This is a genomic window from Paenibacillus xylanivorans, from assembly GCF_001280595.1.
Lineage (GTDB): Bacteria > Bacillota > Bacilli > Paenibacillales > Paenibacillaceae > Paenibacillus > Paenibacillus xylanivorans.
The window spans coordinates 80128-85410 of sequence record NZ_LITU01000042.1 but is presented as its reverse complement, the minus strand read 5'-3'; the positions used below and the strand labels follow the sequence as shown (position 1 = coordinate 85410).

Annotated in this window: 6 protein-coding genes; 4 read left to right on the top strand and 2 right to left on the bottom strand. The window is 48.3% G+C overall.

Features of this window, described 5'->3' with window-relative positions:
- The coding region (locus tag AMS66_RS33535) for a glycoside hydrolase family 28 protein (RefSeq protein ID WP_236703260.1) at positions 1-972 on the bottom strand (972 nt) is incomplete at its 3' end.
- A gap of 465 nt (positions 973-1437) precedes the next feature.
- On the opposite strand from AMS66_RS33535, the gene AMS66_RS06935 reads away from it, so the two are divergent.
- From AMS66_RS06935 to AMS66_RS06920, 4 genes are all read left to right on the top strand, one after another.
- The gene (locus AMS66_RS06935) at positions 1438-2166 is read left to right on the top strand and encodes an amino acid ABC transporter ATP-binding protein (RefSeq protein ID WP_082350598.1); all 729 of its coding nucleotides are present in this window, start codon (positions 1438-1440) and stop codon (positions 2164-2166) included.
- Between the two features lie 32 nt (positions 2167-2198).
- Positions 2199-3032 (top strand): transporter substrate-binding domain-containing protein, encoded by an 834-nt coding sequence (locus AMS66_RS06930; protein WP_053780095.1) that lies wholly within the window; start codon positions 2199-2201, stop codon positions 3030-3032.
- A gap of 103 nt (positions 3033-3135) precedes the next feature.
- A complete protein-coding gene (locus AMS66_RS06925) occupies positions 3136-3858 on the top strand; it encodes an amino acid ABC transporter permease (protein WP_053780094.1) in 723 nt (240 codons plus the stop codon).
- Between the two features lie 129 nt (positions 3859-3987).
- Positions 3988-4638, top strand: a complete 651-nt coding sequence (locus AMS66_RS06920) for an amino acid ABC transporter permease (RefSeq protein ID WP_053780093.1) — start codon at positions 3988-3990, stop codon at positions 4636-4638.
- A gap of 430 nt (positions 4639-5068) precedes the next feature.
- Here the strand turns inward: AMS66_RS06920 and AMS66_RS33530 are convergent.
- Positions 5069-5283: FAD-dependent oxidoreductase (locus AMS66_RS33530; protein WP_236703258.1), on the bottom strand; the 215-nt coding region annotated here is incomplete at its 5' end.

Here is a 5283-nt window from a genome sequence, read left to right as displayed (position 1 = left end):
AAAACCGCCATGACCGTGATACACGGTGCAATTCCGAATCGTAATATATTCCGAAGGCAGATCGAGTTCACGACCTTCTGCGTCTTTGCCCGATTTCAGGCAGATTGCATCATCACCAACATCGAATACACTTTGCTCCACAACGACATGACGGCAGGATTCAATATCCAGCCCATCACCATTCTGGGAAAACCATGGATTCCGCACACTCACGTTACGAATCGTGACATGCTCCGATGCCCAAGGATGCAGATTCCATGCCGGCGAATTCTGGAACGTCGGTCCGTCCAATAACACCCGTTTACACTGGCGCAAGCTGACCATGTTGGGACGCAAAAAGTCTCTGACTTCCTCATAAGCAGCCACATCATACACTTGTTCCAGATGCAGACGATTCGCAATCGCACCACCTTCAAGGGCAGAAGTCGAGGGCCACCAAATTTCTTCGTCTCCACCTGCTTGCTCCACCACACCGCCCGAAGAAACCAGTCGATTCCACTGAGATGCAGTCATTTTGGATCGTTTCACCGGACGCCAGGCTTCACCACCGCCATCCCAAATACCCTCACCAGTGATCGCAATATCCTCCAGTTGTTCAGCATCAATGGGAGACTGACACCGCACGGCCTGCCAACCTTCGAAGCTGGACGCAATCAGGGGATATTGATCGAAATTGCGGCTGAAGGTAACCAGAGCACCTGCCTGAACATGAAGCTCAATCCGACTGCGCAGCACAATGGGACCTGTGAGCCAGACACCCGCCGGGATGACAATTCGACCACCGCCCGCTTCTGCACAAGCTGCTATGGCCAGCCGAAATACTTCAGTATTATCCGTCAAGCCATCCCCTACTGCTCCATAATCCGTAATCAGAAAATCTCGTGCAGGGATGACAGGTAAACTCACTTCATAAGCCTTCATATCAGATTCAATACCTCCTCCTGTACCAAGTGGGGAGTAATATGTATTCATCGTTCAGAACATCCTCTCTCTACCTATAATTGGATCGGACTGTCTAAATATTTCATTACTTACTTGCAAGCGCATTCTTGCTCCATCATATCAATACGATAGGGCATAAGGTTGAGCTTTTTTGCCATGTAGGATGAAGAATTTGATGTTATTTGTTTTTATGATCAGAGTCATAAAGTAAACATCTCTTCCAGTATACTATATACATCTATTCCAATGTTTGTAAAACGACTAGGAAAATCGATTCATTTTTCTGTCAGGATTCGTCACAAACGGTTTAATAATATGACAAATATATAACATAATTACTGCCTATAGCCCTATAAAACCCATTACTTATGTCACGTTTTATTACAAACCAATTGCCTTTAGCAGGATGAGTATGTATGATTAAATAACTAGTTTCAATTTATTCCTTAATATTCCTTTTACAAACAGACGTTGCAGAAAGGATGGGGTGTACTCTTGATTGAATTTAGGGGTGTCCAGAAACATTTTGGTCATTTTCATGTCCTCAAAGATATTCACCTTCACATTGAAGAAGGAGAGGTCGTTGTGATTATCGGCCCTTCCGGCTCAGGCAAAAGCACCTTGCTGCGCTGCATCAACCGCCTGGAGACGATTACCGAAGGTGAACTTGTCGTCAGTGGTGTCCCTTTACATCAGAAAAAGGTGGACATCAACCTCTTCCGCCGTGACATCGGCATGGTATTTCAACACTTCAATCTCTATCCTCACAAAAAAGTCATCGATAACATCACCCTTGCACCCATGAAGGTGCATAAACAACCCAAAGCACAGGCAGCCTCTACGGCCATGAAGTATCTGACACGCGTAGGCATTGCCGACAAGGCAGACAGTTATCCTTCCCAATTGTCCGGTGGACAACAGCAGCGCGTAGCCATTGCAAGAGGTCTTGCCATGGAACCCAAAATCATGCTTTTTGACGAACCCACCTCTGCGCTGGACCCCGAAATGATCGGGGAAGTTCTGGATGTCATGCGGTCTCTCGCCCATAACGGAATGACGATGGTCGTCGTTACACATGAGATGGGATTTGCCCGCGAAGTCGCAGACCGGGTCATCTTTATGGATGAAGGCCGGATTGTGGAAGAAGCCTCCGCCGCTGAATTTTTCGACAACCCGAGAGAAGAACGGGCCAAACAATTCCTGAGCCGTCTGATTCACCACTGAGAATAATCCATTTTGAAAGGGGTCTTTACCAAATGAAAAATGTATTGAAGTGGCCGTCGTTTATGCTTGTTTTGATTCTATCTCTTGTATTGTCCGGTTGTAGCACCGGAGAGGAAAGCAGCAGCAGCGGGGGTTCTGGTGGGAGTACCGATGCCAAAGGCACGATTGAACAGATTAAAGAGCGTGGCAAGCTCATTGCCGGCGTGAAATATGATACCAAATTGTTCGGTTTGAAAGACCCGGCAAGTGGCGAAGTCGAAGGCTTCGATATTGATATCGCCAAAGCACTTGCCAAACAGATTCTTGGAGACGAAACGAAGGTAGAACTGAAGGAGGTAACGTCCAAAACGCGCATTCCGATGCTGCAAAATGGCGACATTGATATCATCATCGCTACGATGACGATTACGGATGAACGCAAGGAACAAGTGGATTTCAGCGGTGTTTATTTTGAAGCCGGGCAGTCCCTGCTTGTGAAAAATGACAGCGCGATTACCGGTCTGGAAAGTCTTGGCGGTGTGAAGGTACTTGCCGTTAAAGGCTCAACTTCTGCACAAAATATTCGCGAAAAGGCCCCGGATGCCGAGGTGCTGGAGTTCGATAACTATCAAGATGCCTTCACTGCGCTCAAAGCGGGTAAAGGCGAAGCACTAACAACCGATAACATCATCCTGATCGGTATGCAGCAGACGGATAACAACTACAAGCTGGTTGGTGGCAATTTCACGAGCGAGCCTTACGGCATGGCGATTCGCAAAGGCGACACAGCCTTCGTCGAAGAGGTAAACAGCCTGCTTAAAAGCATGAAAGACAGCGGTGAATATGATACGTTGCACGAGAAATGGCTGGGCAGCAAGCCCGAGTAACCCCGATTAATGATGGTTAAGCGGCGACTTCGCCTGTTTTATGCGATGCATGGGCAGGACGCATTCGCCGTTTCTACATCTGGAGAACGGAGGCTTCGCCTACATGGGCAAATTGGACTTCAGTATACTGATCAAACACTCGGATCGATTTCTGGAAGGTTTCCTCAATACCATCCAAGTGAGCATCATGGCCTTGATTGGCAGCTTTATTCTTGGGGCAATTATGGCTATCTTTCGCATCTCACCCATCAAACCGCTCAACTGGATCGGTACGGCTTTTGTGGAGTTTATCCGTAACATTCCCCTGCTGCTCGTCGTGTTTTTCTTCTATCTCGGATTGCCTGCAATGGGCATTTCACTGGATGGATTCATCTCGGGTACACTCGGCCTGACGATCTATACGGCCGCTTTCATTGCCGAAGCAATCCGAGCGGGCATTCAGACGGTCCCCCGCGGGCAGCTGGAAGCCGCAAGATCTTCGGGTCTGTCCTACGTACAGGCCATGAACCTGGTCATTCTGCCGCAAGCAATCAAGATTGTATTGCCGTCCATTGGCAACCAGTTTATCAATCTGGTCAAAAACTCATCCATCCTTGCGGTCGTGGCTGGTATGGATCTGATGTATTTTGCCGATCTGATCAACTCGGATACGTTCCTGCCGCTAAGTGTTTACACCATTGTTGCGCTGTTCTACCTGGTGTTGACCTTGCCGCTCAGCTTCCTGGTTCACTACATGGAGCGCCGATTTGGGCAAAGTGATGCTGACGCCAGTCGCACCAAAGGCAAACCGAAAAAGACCAAACCAACGGGTCAGGTCACCATGTAACATTCGAACTATATTCTCTCTGTGTTCAGCACACCAGTTCAAGATGCATCTCTACTCTACTATGTTATGCAACCGACGTTTCCAATCTTCTACATTTCCTGTCTGTACACAGAAGGAGGCTGATGAATTATGGACTTTAGCGGGGCCTACGCCTGGCCCAACCTTCGTTTCCTGCTGCACGGATTCCTGATTACCCTGCAAGTGGCAGGGTTGTCGATTGTATTCAGCTTTGTACTCGGCACGGTGCTCGGAACCGTTCGATACACCCGAATTCCTATCTTGTCACAAATCGTCGCAGTTATCGTGGATACGATCCGGAATCTGCCGCTGCTGCTGATCATTTTCTTCATTCATATCGTACTTCCCCAGCTGGGGATCAAAATGTCCGTCTTCTGGTCCACGGTTGTTGGACTAAGTCTATTCGAAGGTGCCATGATCGCAGAGATTGTCCGCAGCGGCCTCAAATCGATTGAACGCGGTCAGGTGGAAGCCGCCCGTTCCTCCGGCCTGAGCTACATGCAAACACTCGGTGGCATCATCATGCCCCAGGCTTTGCGGCGCATGTCGCCACCGATGGTGAGCCAGTTCATCTCCTTGTTGAAGGATACGTCACTGGCGATCATCATCTCCCTGCCGGAGCTGATGCACAATGTGCAGATCCTCGGGGGTCAGAGCTTCGATTACGTCATCCCTGCCCTGCTGCTCGCAGCCGTATTGTACTTTGTCATCAACTACACGCTTTCCATTCTGGCCCGGCGGCTTGAGGCACGAATGACTTGATAAACGGAAGGAATAAGGCATGAAAGAATATGAAACATGAAGTAGCTGAGGCCTCATGTTTGATTAGATATGAAAGAAAGAACCAAATTGATGAAAAGAAGGTAAGCGCCCAAAAAACTCCAAATCCACGTATGCAGTGGATTTGGAGTTTTTTTTGGGACCAATTTCTAACGAACTGAGGGAAGATTATTTAGCCATTTTTGAGACAGTTTCTAATCTAACGAATCGTAGACGCTCTATTCCTCCGATTCCCCCCACTTTTACCCGCTATTTCAGTGTTTTGAGTAAAATAGCTTCACTGAGAATCGCTAGATTTTTCATTTCAGCTTATATCCCCGAATTAGACGTCTCAGATTCGTTAAATTTTACGACACAGTGATTAAATAAACACCCACTCCCACTACTAATTCGCCTACAATCAGCTCATTCCTCAAATCGCTGCTCCGTTACGGCGTAGTTCCTTCTGTAGCACCGCTACCGGCAGCTCCAACGGATCTAGCTTCATCTGCACAGCTAAAGCAGCGGCTGTTCCCGCGGCTTGCCCTGTAGCCATGCAGCTTGGAGTCAGCCTTGTCGTTGCATGAGCCTCGTGTGTGGTGGAAAGGCAGCGTCCTGCCGCTAGCAGATTGCGGATATTGCGGGATA

Excerpts from the sequence above, each read along its gene's own strand:
- AMS66_RS06930 (WP_053780095.1), top strand. The coding sequence starts at position 2,199 with ATGAAAAATGTATTGAAGTGGCCGTCGTTTATGCTTGTTTTGATTCTA.
- AMS66_RS06925 (WP_053780094.1), top strand. The coding sequence starts at position 3,136 with ATGGGCAAATTGGACTTCAGTATACTGATCAAACACTCGGATCGATTT.
- AMS66_RS06920 (WP_053780093.1), top strand. The coding sequence starts at position 3,988 with ATGGACTTTAGCGGGGCCTACGCCTGGCCCAACCTTCGTTTCCTGCTG.